The sequence below is a fragment of the Sulfuriferula sp. genome (genome assembly GCF_054605375.1).
Genome location: NZ_JBTSEG010000025.1, coordinates 1 through 17,037, shown reverse-complemented (window position 1 = coordinate 17,037; position 17,037 = coordinate 1). Strand labels below are relative to the sequence as shown.

At 56.0% G+C, this 17,037-nt stretch carries 18 protein-coding genes and 1 tRNA gene; 6 read left to right on the top strand and 13 right to left on the bottom strand.

The annotated features are described in order from the left end of the window. Positions 1-426: 426 nt before the first annotated feature. The 11 genes from ACYCZJ_RS12815 to trxB all read right to left on the bottom strand — a co-directional run bounded on the left by ACYCZJ_RS12815 (position 427) and on the right by trxB (position 8,176). Positions 427-1,035, bottom strand: a complete 609-nt coding sequence (locus tag ACYCZJ_RS12815) for a BON domain-containing protein (protein ID WP_461554617.1) — start codon at positions 1,033-1,035, stop codon at positions 427-429. Positions 1,036-1,517: 482 nt separating this feature from the next. Next, entirely contained in the window at positions 1,518-1,952 is a 435-nt protein-coding gene (locus tag ACYCZJ_RS12810) for a hypothetical protein (RefSeq protein ID WP_461554616.1), read from the bottom strand. 247 nt (positions 1,953-2,199) lie between these two features. Continuing rightward, on the bottom strand, positions 2,200-2,376 hold the full coding sequence (locus tag ACYCZJ_RS12805) for a hypothetical protein (RefSeq protein ID WP_461554615.1): 177 nt from the start codon (positions 2,374-2,376) through the stop codon (positions 2,200-2,202). 90 nt (positions 2,377-2,466) lie between these two features. Continuing rightward, positions 2,467-3,219 carry a hypothetical protein gene (locus ACYCZJ_RS12800; protein WP_461554614.1) on the bottom strand — a complete coding sequence of 251 codons (753 nt, stop codon included), beginning with the start codon at positions 3,217-3,219 and terminating at the stop codon, positions 2,467-2,469. A gap of 337 nt (positions 3,220-3,556) precedes the next feature. Continuing rightward, positions 3,557-3,991, bottom strand: coding sequence for a hypothetical protein (locus ACYCZJ_RS12795; protein ID WP_461554613.1), 435 nt, complete (start codon positions 3,989-3,991; stop codon positions 3,557-3,559). Between the two features lie 76 nt (positions 3,992-4,067). Beyond that, positions 4,068-4,337, bottom strand: coding sequence for a barstar family protein (locus tag ACYCZJ_RS12790; protein WP_223247878.1), 270 nt, complete (start codon positions 4,335-4,337; stop codon positions 4,068-4,070). Beyond that, the gene (locus ACYCZJ_RS12785) at positions 4,334-4,783 is read right to left on the bottom strand and encodes a ribonuclease domain-containing protein (RefSeq protein ID WP_461554612.1); all 450 of its coding nucleotides are present in this window, start codon (positions 4,781-4,783) and stop codon (positions 4,334-4,336) included. Before ACYCZJ_RS12785 ends, ACYCZJ_RS12790 begins: the two co-directional genes overlap by 4 nt. Then, on the bottom strand, positions 4,780-6,180 hold the full coding sequence (locus ACYCZJ_RS12780) for a PhoH family protein (RefSeq protein ID WP_461554611.1): 1,401 nt from the start codon (positions 6,178-6,180) through the stop codon (positions 4,780-4,782). Before ACYCZJ_RS12780 ends, ACYCZJ_RS12785 begins: the two co-directional genes overlap by 4 nt. 12 nt (positions 6,181-6,192) lie before the next feature. Next, complete coding sequence (locus tag ACYCZJ_RS12775) at positions 6,193-6,642, bottom strand: peroxiredoxin (protein WP_461554610.1); 450 nt, start codon at positions 6,640-6,642, stop codon at positions 6,193-6,195. Positions 6,643-6,663: 21 nt separating this feature from the next. Then, positions 6,664-7,209 (bottom strand): Smr/MutS family protein, encoded by a 546-nt coding sequence (locus ACYCZJ_RS12770; RefSeq protein ID WP_461554609.1) that lies wholly within the window; start codon positions 7,207-7,209, stop codon positions 6,664-6,666. Positions 7,210-7,216: 7 nt separating this feature from the next. Further along, positions 7,217-8,176 carry a thioredoxin-disulfide reductase gene (gene trxB / locus ACYCZJ_RS12765; RefSeq protein ID WP_461554608.1) on the bottom strand — a complete coding sequence of 320 codons (960 nt, stop codon included), beginning with the start codon at positions 8,174-8,176 and terminating at the stop codon, positions 7,217-7,219. Between the two features lie 111 nt (positions 8,177-8,287). Between trxB and ACYCZJ_RS12760 the strand changes: the two genes are divergently transcribed. From ACYCZJ_RS12760 to ACYCZJ_RS12740, 5 genes are all read left to right on the top strand, one after another. After that, entirely contained in the window at positions 8,288-10,573 is a 2,286-nt protein-coding gene (locus tag ACYCZJ_RS12760) for a DNA translocase FtsK (protein WP_461554607.1), read from the top strand. A gap of 105 nt (positions 10,574-10,678) precedes the next feature. Beyond that, positions 10,679-11,296 (top strand): outer membrane lipoprotein chaperone LolA, encoded by a 618-nt coding sequence (gene lolA / locus ACYCZJ_RS12755; RefSeq protein ID WP_461554606.1) that lies wholly within the window; start codon positions 10,679-10,681, stop codon positions 11,294-11,296. Continuing rightward, positions 11,293-12,615, top strand: coding sequence for a replication-associated recombination protein A (locus ACYCZJ_RS12750; protein ID WP_461554605.1), 1,323 nt, complete (start codon positions 11,293-11,295; stop codon positions 12,613-12,615). Before lolA ends, ACYCZJ_RS12750 begins: the two co-directional genes overlap by 4 nt. Beyond that, positions 12,615-13,889 carry a serine--tRNA ligase gene (gene serS / locus ACYCZJ_RS12745; protein ID WP_461554604.1) on the top strand — a complete coding sequence of 425 codons (1,275 nt, stop codon included), beginning with the start codon at positions 12,615-12,617 and terminating at the stop codon, positions 13,887-13,889. Before ACYCZJ_RS12750 ends, serS begins: the two co-directional genes overlap by 1 nt. A 16-nt stretch (positions 13,890-13,905) precedes the next feature. Beyond that, a complete protein-coding gene (locus tag ACYCZJ_RS12740) occupies positions 13,906-14,766 on the top strand; it encodes a 23S rRNA (adenine(2030)-N(6))-methyltransferase RlmJ (protein ID WP_461554603.1) in 861 nt (286 codons plus the stop codon). Between the two features lie 80 nt (positions 14,767-14,846). Here the strand turns inward: ACYCZJ_RS12740 and mltF are convergent, their stop codons facing one another. Further along, positions 14,847-16,238, bottom strand: a complete 1,392-nt coding sequence (mltF, locus tag ACYCZJ_RS12735) for a membrane-bound lytic murein transglycosylase MltF (protein ID WP_461554602.1) — start codon at positions 16,236-16,238, stop codon at positions 14,847-14,849. A 111-nt stretch (positions 16,239-16,349) separates the two neighbouring features. Between mltF and ACYCZJ_RS12730 the strand changes: the two genes are divergently transcribed. Then, a tRNA-Ser gene (locus ACYCZJ_RS12730) sits at positions 16,350-16,440 on the top strand. 66 nt (positions 16,441-16,506) lie between these two features. Here ACYCZJ_RS12730 and ACYCZJ_RS12725 read toward each other — a convergent pair. Then, the gene (locus ACYCZJ_RS12725; protein ID WP_461554601.1) at positions 16,507-16,704 is read right to left on the bottom strand and encodes a hypothetical protein; all 198 of its coding nucleotides are present in this window, start codon (positions 16,702-16,704) and stop codon (positions 16,507-16,509) included. Positions 16,705-17,037: the final 333 nt, after the last annotated feature.

The window sequence follows — 17,037 nt, the reverse complement described above, 5'->3', positions numbered from 1 at the left end:
TGATTAGAAAGCAGCATTCACGTGCTAAAACGGCGACCTTTGGGTCGCCGTTTTTTCGGCACATCGCGCTTGAATATGCTTTCCTTGGGTGTGATTACTTATCAGATGCCGACAGACAGGCTGCCTTCTGGAACGCAATCCAGCAGCTTTCTGGAAAAGTGTTTCCTTCATACGGGTCACCATCATTGCCATAATTATTGACGAAATAATGCATGCTTTACTCATTGCACAACGCGGTGAGACGAGTCTGCTTTTTTGAAAATCAGAATGCTTCAGCGGTCTGGATAAAAAAGCATGGAATGCGCCTTACCCAGACCCCGCTCTAAAAATTGAGCAATACGAAATGGACCTGGTCATGCCGGGCGATCAGGGCAAAAATATCACCCGGCGAGGTTTCATTTGCCGCAGCAAATCATTTGAGTGCAATTACTGAGCCACAACCTTCAAACCCGAAGTATCCACACTCTTCACGCCGTCCACCTTTTCTGCAATGGACTTCACGTGCTCGACCGCTGCCTCGTTTGCCAGCTTACCCTTGAGCACCACTACCCCGTGGCTCGTTTTCACGCTGACATCGAAGCCTTTGGTCAAACTGTTGGCAAGAATCTCGGATTTCACCTTGGTGGTAATCCAGCTGTCCGAAACGACGCGCTTCGTCTTGCGCACCGCATTGCTGCTATCAGGCGTTCTCAGGGCGTTGTCGACACTTTTCACGCCTTCAACCGTCTTTGCTTTTTCTTCAGCCAAAGCCTTGGCATCCGAATTCGTTGCCGATCCTTTCAGGGTCACCACCCCATTGGTGGTGGTGACATCAATATCCGACTTATTCAGACCGTCCTCACCCATCAACTTGGCCTTCACCTTCGTGGTAATGACCGTATCGGATATGGCTGCGCCCATGCCGTCGCTATGCGCTTGCGGCATAGGCTTATCGCTGGCGATTGCGTTTACAGTACCGGCGCCAACCATGCCTGCAATACTCGCAGCCATCAAGGTCTTGCAAAATGCGTTTTTACAAATCAGGGTCATATTCATATCAGCTCTCCTTTTTGTCGTCCATACGACATGCGTTGCGAGTTATTCGCAGGGCTAGTTTGCCCAGGTGGTCAAAGTTTATCTGTGCGCTATGACACATATGCTGGTTGCCAACAAACCCCTGCCGGGACGAAAGCACCTCGAAAAGGTGACGTTGCGACCATATCCCCTTCTGCGCGCAGCCCCCGCCTGAGCGGTTCGGACGAAGGTATCCCGAAGGGACGGCGCAGTGGGGTGGCCTTCTTTTGGGTTACCTTTTCTTGGCCACACAAGAAAAGGTGACTAGCTGCCGGGCTACCCCCGGCGAACTATGCTCAAGCGAGACGCGTGGCATTGACGCGCTAATTAGCTTTGGTACTGTGTTAATGCAGACGGTATCTGACCCTGGGTTATTTTTGAATTGTTTTGGCTTATGGTTGAGGCAAAAGGCAAGGCTTGACCCTGCGTTCTGTATTGAGGCTTGACCCTACGTTTTACTCGTTTTATTGGTCTGCCCGTTGAATGTCTGTTTTTCCATTTGCATCTATAGACAAGCGAAAGAACTTCATTTCGTGCTGTTTTAGTACCGTTTCTCTTTGCGTCCATTCGTCTTGACCAGCGGCACAAAGCCCATTTCCTAGAGGATCACGCCCCACCCGCAATAAAATTTCACCAGGGGAAAGATAGAAGCGAGATGTTTCGCCAACATCTAGTCTTGCTGCCAATATTCCGTTGATGGAAAGCCCGTAGTAGCAACCACCACCCAAGAATCCGGCATCACGTGTAACTACGAGAGTACTCGTGGTTTCGGCTTTTTTCTCTTGGTAGGCCAGTATACGACTCTGTGGTGCTTGCTTTGCTTCTGCCAGTGGAGTCGGCGTGGTGGCACATCCAGCTAGCAATAACACTATAGAAATACTGAGGAATACGGTTTTCATGATGATTAATCCTAACGAATGAAAGGGACTTCCCCGTCTCGAGGCTGCGGCGAAGTTGTCGCAATCGGCATCAAGCGTGCCATGATGGAATTTCTCGATTTCATCAACACCACCAGGAGGGGAAAGTCATGAGTATTATCACCATCGGCATAGATCTCGCCAAGACAATTTTTGCTGTGCATGGCGTGAATGAAAGCGGCCAGACAGAACTTTATTATGGGCTTGCGCGTTAAACAGCGACATGATTTTATGGCTTCAAATCGAAAGACATTTCAAGACCATCTGTCTCCAATGCGGGATAACGCTCACCAAGAAACATAATGAATCTTTGTTTTGCTTCCGAAGTCTTTAAGGTATCGCAAACAATCTCAACACAAATTTCTTCCTGATTACGTGGGAAAGCTTTAGCAATAAAAACAGACATTTTTAATTTTCCTTTGGGAGTCGTTGATAAGTTCTAACGTCCAAGCTCAGGGGCGCGGCTTTACCGCGCAGTGCCCCTTGAAGCGCAGTGTTAGGCCACGAGGCATAGAGGAACCCACTGCTCAATGTTGTTGTGGCCACGAGGAAGCAAAAGCTCGATGCTCTTCTTTCCCTGCTGAATTTGGCTGATTACGGGGTGCTCAGGGTTATTCCGGTTCTCTGTGTCTGGGCCGTAGAAATACCCGCAGCCACCATCGCGCGTAGCGCGAAATCTGTCGTTAATGCTCTCAATGAGCTGCGCTGAGTCGGGAAAAACAAAAGTTCCAAAATGGACATTCGTACTCCAGAGAACGCCAAGCCCATTCACGTCGTTATCAAATATGGCGCGAACATTCGAGATGCAGCGTTGAATCCAGTACGGCCAGAGAACGCACTCAATGCCAAAGTGGTTTTCGATTTCCGCCTTGCGAATTGAGGGATGCTCAGGACTTGAGTTGTAGCGCGATGGTGCGAAATGACTCGGACCATGAAACTCGACGAGTTTTGAAACACCATCAACCGAAACCTTCAGGTCGACGCGCCTTCTGCCCCAAGGCACCTGATGCTCTACGGTGGCGCTTGGATACGTAAGCTCGATCAACTTCACGAGGATCATTTCATCGAGGCTTACGCTCGCATTCCCGATTTTGGCAGAAGGGGAATTTGGTATGGCACTTGCGTACCAAAGTTTTTGAAGCTCACGTTCGTCAATGACCTCGATGTCGTTCCAATTCTTGAACGGGACTGATTGAATGTCACTCTCGGTTACGCCGAGAATTTCAACAACATCGCTTTTGCTCAACATTGACCCCACGCATGAGTCGCTGCTGTGGAATTCAAACAAGCCTTGAGGGCGACCGAGGATTCCCATATGTGATTGGCCTAACGAGGCTGTAGAAAAACCACTTGAGGGGTCGAGCAAACCTGTTTTCGGGGGTCACTTGACCCTTCCCCCGTCCATGATCGTTGAATAAAGCATGTTTTGAGAGGTTGGTTTTTGCTCATCGCAGGTCCGATTTTTCGTCAGAGGGTTTTTCTACAGCGTTAACGTCTGTATTAACCAGCTGGTGCGGCTTTATCGGCCAGTCAGGGTTGAATGATTAGGTAGGCTTTTAATTCGAGACTTGCCCCCGTTTTTCAATTTACCATTTTTTAGGGTAATAATATTTCTTGGCTACAATAGCCACTTTAGGGCTGTCATACCCGTATTTTCTAGCAGTGTTCATAACCTCATTACACACCTCTTCACCTCTACTCGCGGCTCCTGGCTCATGATGCACGTTGACATAAAACGTTGCCATGTTGGCCTGGGCTTTTACATTTTCTAGGATGGTTCCGTCTGTTTGGGATAATTTTTCCATTTCGGCTTTTTCACCACCATCCCAACCCGAGCCATAAGCTGCCCTCATAGCCATTTCAAGTGCCATATTTACTGTTGCTGCATCAGCAAGTAAGCAAAACATCTTTTGATCGTGTTCACTAATGAGTGGAGCGACTGGCGCAGTGGGTCTGGGCGCCTCCTTGCACCCGCCTAATATAGCGGTCAGGGAGATGGCAGCAATCGCTAAAATTTTCATTTTAATTTCGTTACCTTTTATTCATAAGTCGGTAATTTATAGAACCTTAGAATAAACAGGGTCAGACACGAGCGCGTCACCCCCGCAACTCCAACCGAAAATCCTCCCGCTCCGCCACCACGTCCGCCAGTATCTCCAGCAACCGCCAGTAATCCTCCCCCAGCGCGTCGCGCGTAACCCCCGGCTTTTCCCAGATCAGTTCAAACGGGCCTTCCACGTCGTCGGTCAGCACATCCCATAGCGCGTCGAGATTGCGGCCGAAGTGCTCGGGGAAGGCGAAATCCTTCGTGATCTGATCGTAGAAGTTTTTCATGCTGGTGATGCTTTGCAGGTGGCAGGTTTTCATTGGCAGGTGAGTATCTCGGTAAAGGTGCGGTAGTGGTCAACGGTGACGAAGCGGCGGCCTTCGCGCGAGTAGATCAGGCGCTTGGCGCCGCGATGGCCGCCGTTGTAGTCGAGGTCGGCTTCGCGCCACTGGCCGTAAGGCAATTGTCGTTCACGGTTGCCGAAATGGTCGCCGCCGATGCTTTTGCCATTCAACGCAGGCGCGTCCCACAGGTCGTGCCCGCGCTGCCAACCGGCGGATTGCGCCGCGCGCTTGGTGACGAATTTATCCGGCAGACGCGTATTGCGATCGGCGTTCAGCGTTCGCAGGGCTTGCGTCAGTTCGGCCTCGTTAATGCGCGGGTGCGACTGCTGATTGAATGTGTGCACGACGTCGCGGCAACTGGCGGCCTGGACCGAAGGCGCCAGCGCCAACAAGCCAAGCAAGGCCACCAGTGCGCGCGTCATAGCACCTCACCCGCCCAGTCGGCCAGACGCGAACGCTCGCCGCGTGCCAGGGTGATGTGGCCACCGTGTTGCCAGCCCTTGAAGCGGTCCACCACGTAGGTCAGGCCGGAGCTGCCCTCGGTGAGGTAAGGCGTATCGATCTGCGAGATGTTGCCCAGGCACACCACCTTGGTGCCGGGACCGGCACGGGTGATCAGGGTTTTCATCTGCTTGGGGGTGAGGTTCTGCGCCTCGTCGATGATCAGATATTTGTTGAGGAAGGTGCGCCCGCGCATGAAGTTGAGCGACTTGACCTTGATGCGGCTGCGGATCAGGTCCTGGGTGGCGGCGCGGCCCCAGTCGCCGGCGCTGTCGTCGGTCTTGTTGAGCACGTCGAGGTTGTCTTCCAGCGCACCCATCCACGGCGTCATTTTTTCTTCTTCGGTACCGGGCAGGAAGCCGATGTCTTCGCCCACCGGCACGGTCACGCGGGTCATGATGATTTCAGAATAACGCTTGTGCTCCAGCGTCTGCATCAGCCCGGCGGCCAGCGTGAGCAGGGTTTTGCCGGTGCCGGCCTGGCCCAGCAGGGAGACGAAATCGACCTCCGGATCCATCAGCACGTTGAGCGCGAAATTCTGTTCGCGGTTGCGCGCGGTGATGCCCCACACGTTGTTTTTCTGGTGGCTGTAGTCCTTGATGGTCTGCAACTCGGCGACATTGCCATCAATGGATCGGACGATGGCGTAGAGCGGATTGCTGCCCTCCTGATAGACGAATTCGTTGACCAGCAGATGGGTGACCAGCGGCCCCTTGACGCGATACCAGGTGTGGCCGTCGGCCTGCCAGGATTCGATCCCCTTGCCGTGCTTGTCCCAGAAATCCTCCGGCAGTTCGCGCACCCCGGCGTAGAGCAGATCGGTGTCTTCGAGCACCTTGTCGTTGAAGTAGTCCTCGGCGGGCAATCCCAGCGCGCGCGCCTTGATGCGCATATTGATGTCTTTCGACACCAGGATGACCTGGCGCTTGGGCTGCTCTTCGCGCAGGCTCAGGATCACGCCGAGAATCTGGTTGTCCACCTTGCTGTTGGGCAGACTGAGCGGGGTGTCGATGCGCGAAATTTTGGTCTGCAGGAACAGCCGGCCGGTGGCTGCCTTGCGGCTCTTGCTGCTCAACGGAATTCCGGCTTCGATCGCATCTTCGCAACCGGATACGATTTCGTCCAGGAAGCGGCTGGCCTGACGCGCATTGCGCGCCACTTCGGTCATGCCTTTCTTGTTGTGATCAAGTTCCTCCAGCGTGCCCATCGGCAAAAAGATGTCGTGCTCTTCAAAACGGAACAAGCTGGTGGGGTCGTGCATCAGCACATTAGTATCAAGAACAAACAGCTTGGTGAGCGCAGCGGCTTTGCGGGGCATTCAGATTTTCTCCTAGAGGGTTTTAACGGTATCCAGCACTTCCTGCGCGTGGCCGGCGGATTTCACGCCGCGCCATTCCTTGATCTGCTTGCCGTTGGCATCGAACACAAACGTGCTGCGATCGACACCGCGGACTTCCTTGCCATACATGTTTTTCAACTTCATCACACCAAACAGCTCGCAGACTTTTTCATCTGCGTCAGACAACAACTCGAACGGCAGGCTCAGCTTGGCCTTGAATTTTTCGTGCGATTGCAGATCGTCACGCGAGATGCCCACAATTTCGCAATCATGCTGCTTGAATTCGGTATACAAATCGCGGAAATCGGAGCCTTCCACGGTACAGCCGGGCGTGTCATCCCTGGGGTAAAAATACACGATCAGTTTCTTGCCGCGCGCATCCGTGAGTTTGAAGGTCCGGTTGCCGGTGGAAGGAAGTTCGAATTCGGTAATTGTTGCCATGGTGCTCCTCCCAAACGGTTTTCATGAAGACTTGAGTAACACTACCACCGCGCCACTGCCGCCGTCCACCATGCGTGCCTGGCAAAACGCCAGCACCTCGTCTTTTTGCATCAGCCAGTTTTTCACCTTGGTACGCAATACTGGCTCGCGGTTTTTGGAACGCAGCCCCTTGCCGTGAATGATGCGCACACAGCGCAGGCCGCGCTTGCTGCATCCGGCGATGAATTCATTCACCGCCTGACGCGCTTCGACGCTGACCAGGCCGTGCAAATCCAGCTCGGCCTGCAGCACCCAGTGCCCGCGCCGCAGCTTCTTCAGCGTGTCACGGCGCAAGCCGGTACGCAGGAACACCAGTTCCTCGCCGGTTTCCATGGCGTCTTCCCAGGTGATGTGATCGGACAGACTGTCGGCGAGCGCCTGCTGTTCGTCGCGGATACGCTGGCGCGGGATGGGCGAGGCACGCGGCAGGACATGCTCCACCTTACCGTGCTCGGCAAGCGGCTGCGCGTCGCCCACGGCTGCCTTGAACAGCGCGGATTCATCCGCTGGAGGCGCACGCCCGGCCATGAGCAGCCTACTTGGTGAGGCTTTCCAGGTAGCGGTCGGCGTCGAGCGCGGCCATACAGCCGGTACCGGCGCTGGTCACAGCCTGGCGGTAGATGTGGTCCTGCACGTCGCCCGCGGCAAACACACCGGGAACATTGGTGGCAGTGGCATTGCCCTTGTTGCCGCCTTTGGTGACGATATAGCCGCCTTCCATCTCGACCTGACCGGTGAAAATATCGGTATTCGGCTTGTGGCCGATGGCAATGAACACGCCAGTCAGGGCGATATCCCTGGTGCTGCCATCCGTAGTGGATTTGATGCGCATGCCGGTGACGCCGGTTTTATCGCCCAGCACTTCATCCAGCTCGCTGTTCCATTCCACGCTGACCTTGCCTTCCTTGACCTTTTCCATCAGATGGTCGGCGAGTATTTTTTCGGACTTGAACTTGTCACGACGATGCACCACGGTGACATGGCTGGCGATATTGGACAGGTACAGCGCCTCCTCCACGGCGGTATTGCCGCCGCCGATCACCGCCACCTCCTGGTCGCGGTAGAAGAAACCGTCGCAGGTCGCGCAGCCGGAGACGCCTTTACCCATGAAGGCCTGTTCGGACTCCAGCCCCAGGTACATGGCCGATGCGCCGGTGGCGATAATCAGCGCGTCACAGGTGTAGGTGCCTTGATCGCCCACCAGCGTAATGGGCTTGTCGCTCAGTTTAGCGGTGTGGATGTGGTCGAAAATGATTTCGGTGTTGAAGCGGCGCGCGTGCTTCTCGAAACGCGCCATCAGCTCCGGCCCTTGCACGCCGTCGGCGTCGGCTGGCCAGTTGTCCACGTCGGTGGTGGTCATCAGCTGGCCACCTTGCGCCATACCGGTGATCACCACCGGATTCAGATTGGCGCGCGCCGCGTAAACAGCGGCGGAATAGCCTGCCGGGCCGGAGCCGAGGATGATGAGGCGATGATGTTGTGTTGTTGTAGTCATGCAGTACTCCGTAGCGGGTTTGAATAAAGGAAAACGGGAACAGTATGGAAGATGGTCACGGACTGGACAAGGTTCAAGTTATAATTTTGCATTCCTATAGAATAACTGACTATGTCGATTACCCGGCGCAATACACACAAATCCGCCCGTAAACCGCTCCCGCCCCGGCTCACCGGCCTGCTGCGCGAGATCGGCTGGCTGCTGAGCGTCGCCATGGCAGCCTTTTTGGCGGTCATCCTGTTCACCTATTCCCAGTCCGATCCGGGCTGGTCGCATAGCGGGCAAGGCAATGTGCACAATATGGGTGGCGCATTGGGCGCCTATCTGGCCGACATCCTGCTCTCGTTATTCGGGCTTTCCGCCTGGTGGCTGGTAGTGCTGGCCCTGTATGCCACCTGGTGGGGGTATCGCAAGCTGGAGGTTCCCGAGGCGTCCGACCGCCGCCCGCTGTATATCCGCAGCGCCGGGTTTGTATTGCTGCTGTTGTCCAGCGCCGGGCTGGAATCTCAACGCCTGTATAGCCTGCATATCGCTCTGCCCGAGCACCCCGGCGGCATTTTAGGGGCGATTACCGGCGAGGCCGTCGTGCGGATATTGGGCTTTACCGGCGGCACACTGGCCTTGCTGGTATTGATTGCCGCGAGCTTGAGCCTGTTTAGCGGCATTTCCTGGCTGACGGTGGTGGAAAAAACCGGTGAATACCTCGAACGCAGCTGGCTATGGGCCATCGAAACCTGGACGGTGCGACGCGAACGACGCGTAGGCCAGGCTGCGACGCACAAACGTGACGAAGTGATGCTGGAAGAGAAGCGCCGCAATATGGACCGCGCGCCGGTGATCATCGAAACCCCGCCGCCCACCATCATCAAATCCGAGCGCGTACAGGTGGAAAAACAGGTGCCGCTGTTTGCCGAAATGCCGGATTCTCCGCTGCCGCCATTACATCTGCTTGATGCTGCCAGCGCGCACGTCGAGAGCCTGTCGGCCGAAACGCTGGAGTTCACCTCGCGCCTGATCGAACGCAAGCTGGCCGAATTCAATGTGCAGGCGCGTGTGGTCGCCGCCCTGCCCGGCCCGGTCGTCACCCGCTACGAAATCGAACCGGCCTCCGGCGTCAAGGGCAGCCAGATCGTCAATCTCGCCAAGGATCTGGCGCGCGCCCTCTCGGTGGTGAGCATCCGCGTGGTGGAAACCATCCCCGGCAAGACCACCATGGCGCTGGAAATCCCCAATCCCAAGCGCGAGATCGTGCGCCTGTCCGAGATTCTTTCCGCCAAGGTCTACCACGACATGGCCAGCCCGCTGGCGCTGGCGATGGGCAAGGACATCGCCGGCAACCCGGTAGTGGCCGATCTGGCCAAAATGCCGCACGTGCTGGTGGCCGGTACCACCGGTTCGGGCAAATCGGTGGCGATCAATGCGATGATCCTGAGCCTGCTGTACAAGGCCGACCCGAGCCAGGTGCGGCTGATCCTGGTCGATCCGAAAATGCTCGAACTGTCCGTGTACGAAGGCATTCCGCACCTGCTCGCTCCGGTGGTCACCGACATGCGCCAGGCCGCAGCTGCACTCAACTGGTGCGTGGCCGAGATGGAACGGCGCTACAAGCTGATGTCCACACTCGGCGTGCGCAACCTGGCTGGTTACAACCAGAAAGTACGCGACGCGAAAAAATCAGGCACGCCCCTCACTCACCCGTTCAGCCTGACCCCGGACAGCCCCGAGCCACTGGAAGAACAGCCGATGATTGTGGTGGTGATCGACGAGCTGGCCGACATGATGATGGTGGTGGGCAAAGCAGTAGAACAACTCATTGCGCGGCTGGCGCAAAAAGCCCGTGCCGCCGGGGTACACCTGATCCTTGCCACACAGCGCCCGTCGGTGGACGTGATTACCGGTTTGATCAAGGCCAATATTCCCACCCGCGTCGCGTTCCAGGTATCCAGCAAAATCGACTCGCGCACCATTCTCGACCAGATGGGGGCCGAAGCCTTGCTCGGCCAGGGCGACATGCTCTACCTGCCCCCCGGCACCGGTTACCCGCAGCGAGTGCACGGCGCTTTTGTGGCCGACGAAGAAGTGCATAAAGTGGTGGAATACCTCAAACGGCTGGGCGAGCCGGATTACATTGACGGCATACTCGATACCCCAGAGGACAATGAAGGTAGTGGCGAAAGTGCGGTGGGCGGTGGCGATGCAGAGAGCGACCCGCTGTACGACGAAGCGGTGGCACTGGTGCTGAAAACCAAGCGCCCGTCGATCTCTGCCGTGCAGCGCCATTTGCGTATCGGCTACAACCGCGCCGCGCGCCTGATCGAGGCGATGGAACAGGCCGGACTGGTCACGCCGATGCAAAGCAATGGCAATCGCGAAATCCTTGCGCAGAATCGGGAATAAAGACCGTATACGCACTTTCATATCGATAAAGCCTGCATATCGGCGCAAACCATTTACCGAAAAACCTGTCCATCTCATTCATCCTGCTCATTCGACTCAAGCCCAATGAAAAAACTCAGTCTCCTGACCGCTCTCCTGATCTTTTCTGCCAGCGCTGCCGCGTCCAGCAGCGACGCGCTGAAGGCCTTCGTCGCCGACACCCAGACCGCACGCGCCACGTTCACCCAGACCGTGCTGGACAAGAGCGGCCATACGCGCCAGCAGTCGTCCGGCACCATGGCCTTCGCACGTCCCGGTAAATTCCGCTGGGTATATGAGAAGCCCTACGAACAGGTGATTGTGGGCGACGGCAAAAAAATCTGGCTGTACGACGCCGACCTGCAGCAAGTCACCATCAAGAAACTGGGGCAGGCGCTGGGCAGCAGCCCGGCGGCGCTGCTGGCGGGCAGCAAGGACATCGACAAGTTTTACACGATCAGCGATGCCGGCACCCGCGATGGCCTGGAGTGGCTGGATGCGCGCCCCAAGGACAAGGACAGCACGTTTGAAAACGTACGCATGGGGTTCAGCAAAAACACGCTGGTGACGATGCAGATCAAGGACAATTTCGGCCAGACCACCGTGCTGAAATTCGCCGGCTTTGAACGCAATCCGGTACTGCCTGCCAGCGACTTTCATTTCACCCCGCCGCCGGGCGTGGACGTCATTACCGACGGCAAGTGAGCCACGCCGACCTGTTCGATCATCCGCAAGACGGCGCGCCGCTGGCCGAGCGGTTGCGGCCGCGCCAACTGGCTGAAGTAATCGGCCAGGCGCATTTGCTCGGCCCCGGCAAGCCGTTGCGCGTTGCATTCGACGCTGGCAAACCGCACTCGATGATTCTGTGGGGACCGCCGGGGGTAGGCAAAACCACGCTGGCGCGGCTGATGAGCGATGGTTTCGACATGGAATTCATCGCGCTGTCTGCGGTGCTGTCCGGGGTCAAGGAAATCCGCGCGGCGGTGGCGCGCGCCGAAATGATGCAGGGCCAGGGACGCCGCACGCTGCTGTTTGTGGACGAAGTACATCGTTTCAACAAATCCCAGCAGGATGCTTTCCTGCCGTTCGTGGAGGCCGGGCTGCTAACTTTTATCGGTGCCACCACCGAGAACCCGTCGTTCGAGGTCAACAGCGCCTTGCTCTCGCGCGCCCAGGTCTATGTGCTCAAACCCCTCGAAGAGGTCGATCTTGCTGCTCTGCTGGAGCGTGCACGAGGCAATGTCTATCCGGATATTGCCATCACCCAGGGCGCACGCGCCCAACTCACCGGCTACGCTGACGGCGACGCGCGACGCCTGCTGAATCTGCTGGAACAAGCTGCTACTGCGGCGCTTGATGCCGCCCGCCACGAGATCGACGAGGACTTCATCCAGACCACGCTGGCGCGCGGCGCACACCGTTTCGACAAGGGTGGCGACAATTTCTACGATCAGATTTCCGCACTGCACAAGTCGGTGCGCGGCTCCAATCCCGACGCCGCGCTGTACTGGATGGTGCGCATGCTCGACGGCGGCGCCGATCCGCTGTATGTCAGCCGCCGCCTGATCCGCATGGCCAGCGAGGACATCGGCCTGGCTGACCCGCGCGCATTGCGCCTGACCCTGGATGCAGTGGAAACCTACGAGCGCCTGGGCAGCCCGGAAGGTGAACTGGCACTGGCGCAAGCGGTGATATATCTGGCCTGCGCGCCCAAGAGCAACGCGGTATATGTAGCGTACAATAACGCCCGCAGCTTTGTGGCAGCGGACAAATCGCGCGAGGTGCCGGTGCATTTGCGCAACGCGCCGACCAAATTGATGAAGCAACTGGGTTACGGTCACGCCTACCGCTACGCGCACGACGAGCCGGACGCCTACGCCGCCGGAGAAGACTACTTGCCGGAAGGTGTGAATGCGCACTTTTACACACCCACTCCGCGCGGGCTGGAAGGCAAAATAGCCGAGCGGCTCGCTTATTTACGTGGGCTGGATGAACAGACCAACAAGAAAACAGGGCAAAAATAATGTTAGACATTCAACTGCTTCGCAACGATCTGGGCGGCGTCACGCAACGCCTCGCCGCACGCGGCTATACGCTGGACAGCGTCGAATTTCAGCGCCTGGAAGGCGAGCGCAAACAACTGCAAACCCGTACCCAGGAGTTGCAGGCCAAACGCAACGCCAGCTCCAGGCAGATCGGCATGGCCAAGGCCAAAGGCGAGGACGTCTCCGCGATCATGGCGGAAGTGGCGAATCTCGGCACTGAACTGAAAGCTGCTGAATCCGCACTGGAAGCGCTGCAAATTCCACTCAATACCCTGTTGATGACGATTCCCAACCTGCCGCATGAATCCGTACCGGCCGGAAAATCCGAAACCGACAATGTGGAAGTGAGCCGCTTCGGCACACCACGCGTGTTCGATTTCGAGGTGAAAGACCACGTGGATGTGGGTGAAACACTCGAGTTGCTTGATTTTGCCACCGCCACCAAGATCAGCAGCGCCCGGTTTTCCCTCATGAAGGGAGGATTGGCACGCCTGCACCGGGCACTCGCGCAGTTCATGCTGGATACCCACACGGCGCAACATGGCTATACCGAAGTTTATGTTCCATATCTGGTCAATGCTGACAGCATGCGTGGCACCGGGCAATTTCCCAAATTTGCCGAGGATCAGTTTGGGATCGAACGCGATGGCTTATATTTGATTCCTACAGCCGAAGTACCACTGACCAACATGGTGCGCGACGAGATTGTGGCTCTGGACAGTCTGCCGCTGAAATTTGTCGCCCATACCCCATGCTTCCGTCGCGAAGCCGGCTCCTACGGACGCGACACGCGCGGCATGATCCGCCAACATCAGTTCGACAAGGTGGAACTGGTACAACTGGTCGAACCGGAGCAGTCTTACGCCACCCTGGAGGCGCTCACCGGCCATGCCGAAGCCATCCTGCAGGCGCTCGGCCTGCCCTACCGGAGAATGGCGCTGTGCGGCGGCGACATGGGCTTTTCTGCCGCAAAGACCTACGACCTGGAAGTATGGCTGCCTGCGCAAAATGCTTATCGCGAGATTTCTTCATGCAGTAATTTCGAGGCCTTCCAGACGCGCCGCATGCAGGCGCGTTTCCGTGGCGAAAAGGGCAAGCCGGAACTACTGCACAGTGTGAACGGCTCCGGGCTGGCGGTAGGCCGTACCCTGGTCGCGATTCTGGAAAACTATCAGCAAGCAGATGGCTCCGTCACGCTGCCCGCGGTGTTGTGGTCATATATGGGTGGCGTGCAAGCACTGCAACCTGCCTGAGTTATCGCCACAGACCATGCTGAGTTACCGTCACGCCTTCCACGCGGGCAATCACGCCGATGTGCTGAAGCACATTGTGCTGATGCAGCTGCTGGATTATTTCAATCAAAAAGACAAACCCTACTGGGCCATTGATACCCACGCCGGCGCCGGTTTGTATGCGCTGGATACCGGCTACGCGCAGAAAAATGCCGAATATCAAAGCGGCATTTCGCGCCTGCTGCCACGCGACGACCTGCCCGTTTCCATAGCCGCCTATATCAGCCTGGTACGGCAGTTGAATCCGACCGAGACACTGAGTGTCTACCCCGGCTCGCCCTGGATTGCACAGCAACTGCTGCGCGAGCACGATCAACTAAGACTGTTCGAACTGCATCCCACCGATAGCCAACTCCTTGGAGCCAATTTTGCCGACGCAGGCAGGCGCGTCAAAGTGCAGAACATCGACGGTTTTGCCGGACTGAAAGCAGCCTTGCCGCCCGCACCCCGTCGTGGCCTGGTGCTGATCGATCCTTCGTATGAAGAAAAACAGGACTACCAGCGCGTGCCCAGCGCATTGAAAAACGCGCTCAAACGCTTTGCCACCGGCACTTACGCCGTGTGGTACCCACTGTTGCAGCGCCACGAAGCGCAACATTTCACTGCCGCACTCAAGAACATTCCGGTCAACACCTGGCTGAACGTGAGCCTGACTGTTCGTACCCCCAATGCGGACGGTTTCGGTATGTATGGCAGCGGCATGTTCATCCTTAATCCACCGTGGACTTTGCGGTCAGGTTTGCAGGATGTCATGCCCTATCTGGGCAAAGTGCTGGGTCAGGATAGCGGTGCAGGATTCGTGCTGGAAGGCGGTGATGGACCGGCACCTCGCTCGTAATTTTAATCTCGGGTGGGCTACAGCAGTTCTTGAAACCGGCATTCCGACTACATTCCGACTACATTCCGACTACATTCCGACTACATTCCGGTTTCATTCCTGGACAATAACAGCGGTTTATAGGGTCGCTGGTACTTGACCAGAATATCGTAGTAAGTACGGATATTTTCCACAAAAATTACCGCTTCACCGCCACGACAGTAGCCATGCTTGGCATTACGGTTGTATTCGGAACGTGATAGCAACGGCATGGTCTGTTTGATGTCGGTCCAGGACAGTGGGCTCAGTTTACGCTGCTGCGCCAGCACCCGGGCATCTTCCAGATGACCCTGCCCCTGATTGTAGGCCGCCAGCGCCATCCAGGTTTTGTCGGGTTCTTCCACCCTGTCCGGCATTGCATCGATCAGCAAGGCCAGATATTTTGCGCCGGCTACGATACTCTGGCGCGGATCGAGACGATCCGTCACCCCCATCCTGTCGGCCGTATCGCCCGTCATCATCATCAGCCCACGCACGCCGGTAGGTGAAGTAGCATAAGGATTCCAGTGCGATTCCTGGTAACCGACCGCCGCAATCAGACGCCAATCAATACCGGTTGCCGCTTCCGCCTCATGAAAGTATTTCAGGTACTTGGGCAGGGTGTCATTCATGCGCGCCAGGATACCTGCCACATCCGCGTTTTCCAGACGGTCGGTATGGCCATAGTAACGGTCGGTCAGACGTTTAAGCGTGCCATCGGTCTGAATATGCTTGAAAAACGCCTGCACCTTGGCATATAAAGCCGGATCCACACTCTTCGGGAAAGCCCATGCCAGTTGATCAGGGTGCTTGATGTCAAACGCCACAGCCAGATTGGTATACAGATTTTGAGCAATATCGAACTGGTTGGAATTCACGATGACGGCATCCACTTCGGATCTGGCCAGTTTATCCAGCAACTCGTCACCCCATTCGGTCTTGACCTCGGCCCACTTCAAACCGGGGATGCGCTGGCGCATGTCCAGCATGGTTTCGGCACCACTGCTGCCTGCAACCACGGCCACGCGCCTGCCAACCAGATCGGCAAAATCGCGTGGTTTGATCGAATTGGTATTGTAGATTACCTGCTGCGTCACCTTGAAATAAGGCGGTCCAAAACGCATGCGTTCCTTGAGTGCATCGGTTTGAGTAATCCCTGCCGCCGCAAAGTGCGCCTGATGTTGCGCCAGCTTTTTGAACAGGTTGTCCATATTGTCTTCCACCAGGAACTTCACCCGATAACCCGCCTCCTTGGCAAACAGCGTCACCAGGTCGTGCTCAAACCCGGCGGCTTCACCATAAGGATTTTCATAATAAGTAGTGGGGCCATTGTGGGTCAGCACGACCAGCTCTCCGGTCTTGGAAACCGGTGCTACAGGTGGCGGCAGTTTGGGTAATGTCACATCACAGGACACCAACAATAGGCTGAAACTTAACGCCAGCAGATTACGCATGGCCGCAAGTCTCGCCGAGAATGATGGATTTGTCTAGCAACACATATTACCCAGGCACGCATTTCGCGGCTTCTAATTCATGGTGCTTGCAGGTACAATTGCGCCTCTCTTGGAGAGGTGGCAGAGTGGTCGAATGCGCCGGACTCGAAATCCGGTATGGCGGTTTCCGTCATCGTGGGTTCAAATCCCACCCTCTCCGCCAGATATAGAACGCAACATATTGATAATAAATAGCACTCATTGAGCCATCAATGAATGCCTGTTGATTTTAAAAATTCTGAGCAGGCGTATGTATTACCCGGGAACCATCAGGGCGTTCGTAAAGAAAAATGCTAACATCACAAACTCTCCCGGCCCGGAATATATTTGCTGCCTTTTGCTGTGCGACATACGAGGATGCCGCGTAGACCTTCAGCTTTTCGCCGCGATAAAATGTAACATATTCGTACAATTCAGATGTGCTCATGATATAGCTCCTTCACCTTGAATAAATCAGGATCGCCCGAACCACTACACGCAAATCAGCAATAGCTATGCCATGTTTTATTTGTTATTTATATACAAGAGATTATCGAGATAGAGAAAAACGAGCTGTAAAATATTTTGACACTTTACACCAAGAAGGCGGATAAACGCGTGCAATCGAGGGTATCCGCGATTTTGTGTAAACGAGAAATCGTTTAAAGCTGCGGCATGCGCTCATCGAACATGATCGTGAACCGATTTAACGCGGCCTTCCAGTTCTGAATCGGCATTGTCCATTTCTTGCTGATGTTGCGCAGCGCCAGATAATACAGCT

Bases quoted from the DNA above. Each gene is read 5' to 3' on its own strand.
- ACYCZJ_RS12740 (WP_461554603.1), top strand. From the start codon at position 13,906: ATGCTGAGTTACCGTCACGCCTTCCACGCGGGCAATCACGCCGATGTG.
- serS (WP_461554604.1), top strand. From the start codon at position 12,615: ATGTTAGACATTCAACTGCTTCGCAACGATCTGGGCGGCGTCACGCAA.
- ACYCZJ_RS12800 (WP_461554614.1), bottom strand. From the start codon at position 3,219: ATGTTGAGCAAAAGCGATGTTGTTGAAATTCTCGGCGTAACCGAGAGT.
- ACYCZJ_RS12795 (WP_461554613.1), bottom strand. From the start codon at position 3,991: ATGAAAATTTTAGCGATTGCTGCCATCTCCCTGACCGCTATATTAGGC.
- ACYCZJ_RS12805 (WP_461554615.1), bottom strand. From the start codon at position 2,376: ATGTCTGTTTTTATTGCTAAAGCTTTCCCACGTAATCAGGAAGAAATT.
- ACYCZJ_RS12780 (WP_461554611.1), bottom strand. From the start codon at position 6,180: ATGCCCCGCAAAGCCGCTGCGCTCACCAAGCTGTTTGTTCTTGATACT.
- lolA (WP_461554606.1), top strand. From the start codon at position 10,679: ATGAAAAAACTCAGTCTCCTGACCGCTCTCCTGATCTTTTCTGCCAGC.
- mltF (WP_461554602.1), bottom strand. From the start codon at position 16,238: ATGCGTAATCTGCTGGCGTTAAGTTTCAGCCTATTGTTGGTGTCCTGT.
- ACYCZJ_RS12770 (WP_461554609.1), bottom strand. From the start codon at position 7,209: ATGGCCGGGCGTGCGCCTCCAGCGGATGAATCCGCGCTGTTCAAGGCA.
- ACYCZJ_RS12785 (WP_461554612.1), bottom strand. From the start codon at position 4,783: ATGACGCGCGCACTGGTGGCCTTGCTTGGCTTGTTGGCGCTGGCGCCT.
- ACYCZJ_RS12760 (WP_461554607.1), top strand. From the start codon at position 8,288: ATGTCGATTACCCGGCGCAATACACACAAATCCGCCCGTAAACCGCTC.
- ACYCZJ_RS12815 (WP_461554617.1), bottom strand. From the start codon at position 1,035: ATGAATATGACCCTGATTTGTAAAAACGCATTTTGCAAGACCTTGATG.
- ACYCZJ_RS12775 (WP_461554610.1), bottom strand. From the start codon at position 6,642: ATGGCAACAATTACCGAATTCGAACTTCCTTCCACCGGCAACCGGACC.
- ACYCZJ_RS12725 (WP_461554601.1), bottom strand. From the start codon at position 16,704: ATGAGCACATCTGAATTGTACGAATATGTTACATTTTATCGCGGCGAA.
- ACYCZJ_RS12790 (WP_223247878.1), bottom strand. From the start codon at position 4,337: ATGAAAACCTGCCACCTGCAAAGCATCACCAGCATGAAAAACTTCTAC.
- ACYCZJ_RS12810 (WP_461554616.1), bottom strand. From the start codon at position 1,952: ATGAAAACCGTATTCCTCAGTATTTCTATAGTGTTATTGCTAGCTGGA.
- trxB (WP_461554608.1), bottom strand. From the start codon at position 8,176: ATGACTACAACAACACAACATCATCGCCTCATCATCCTCGGCTCCGGC.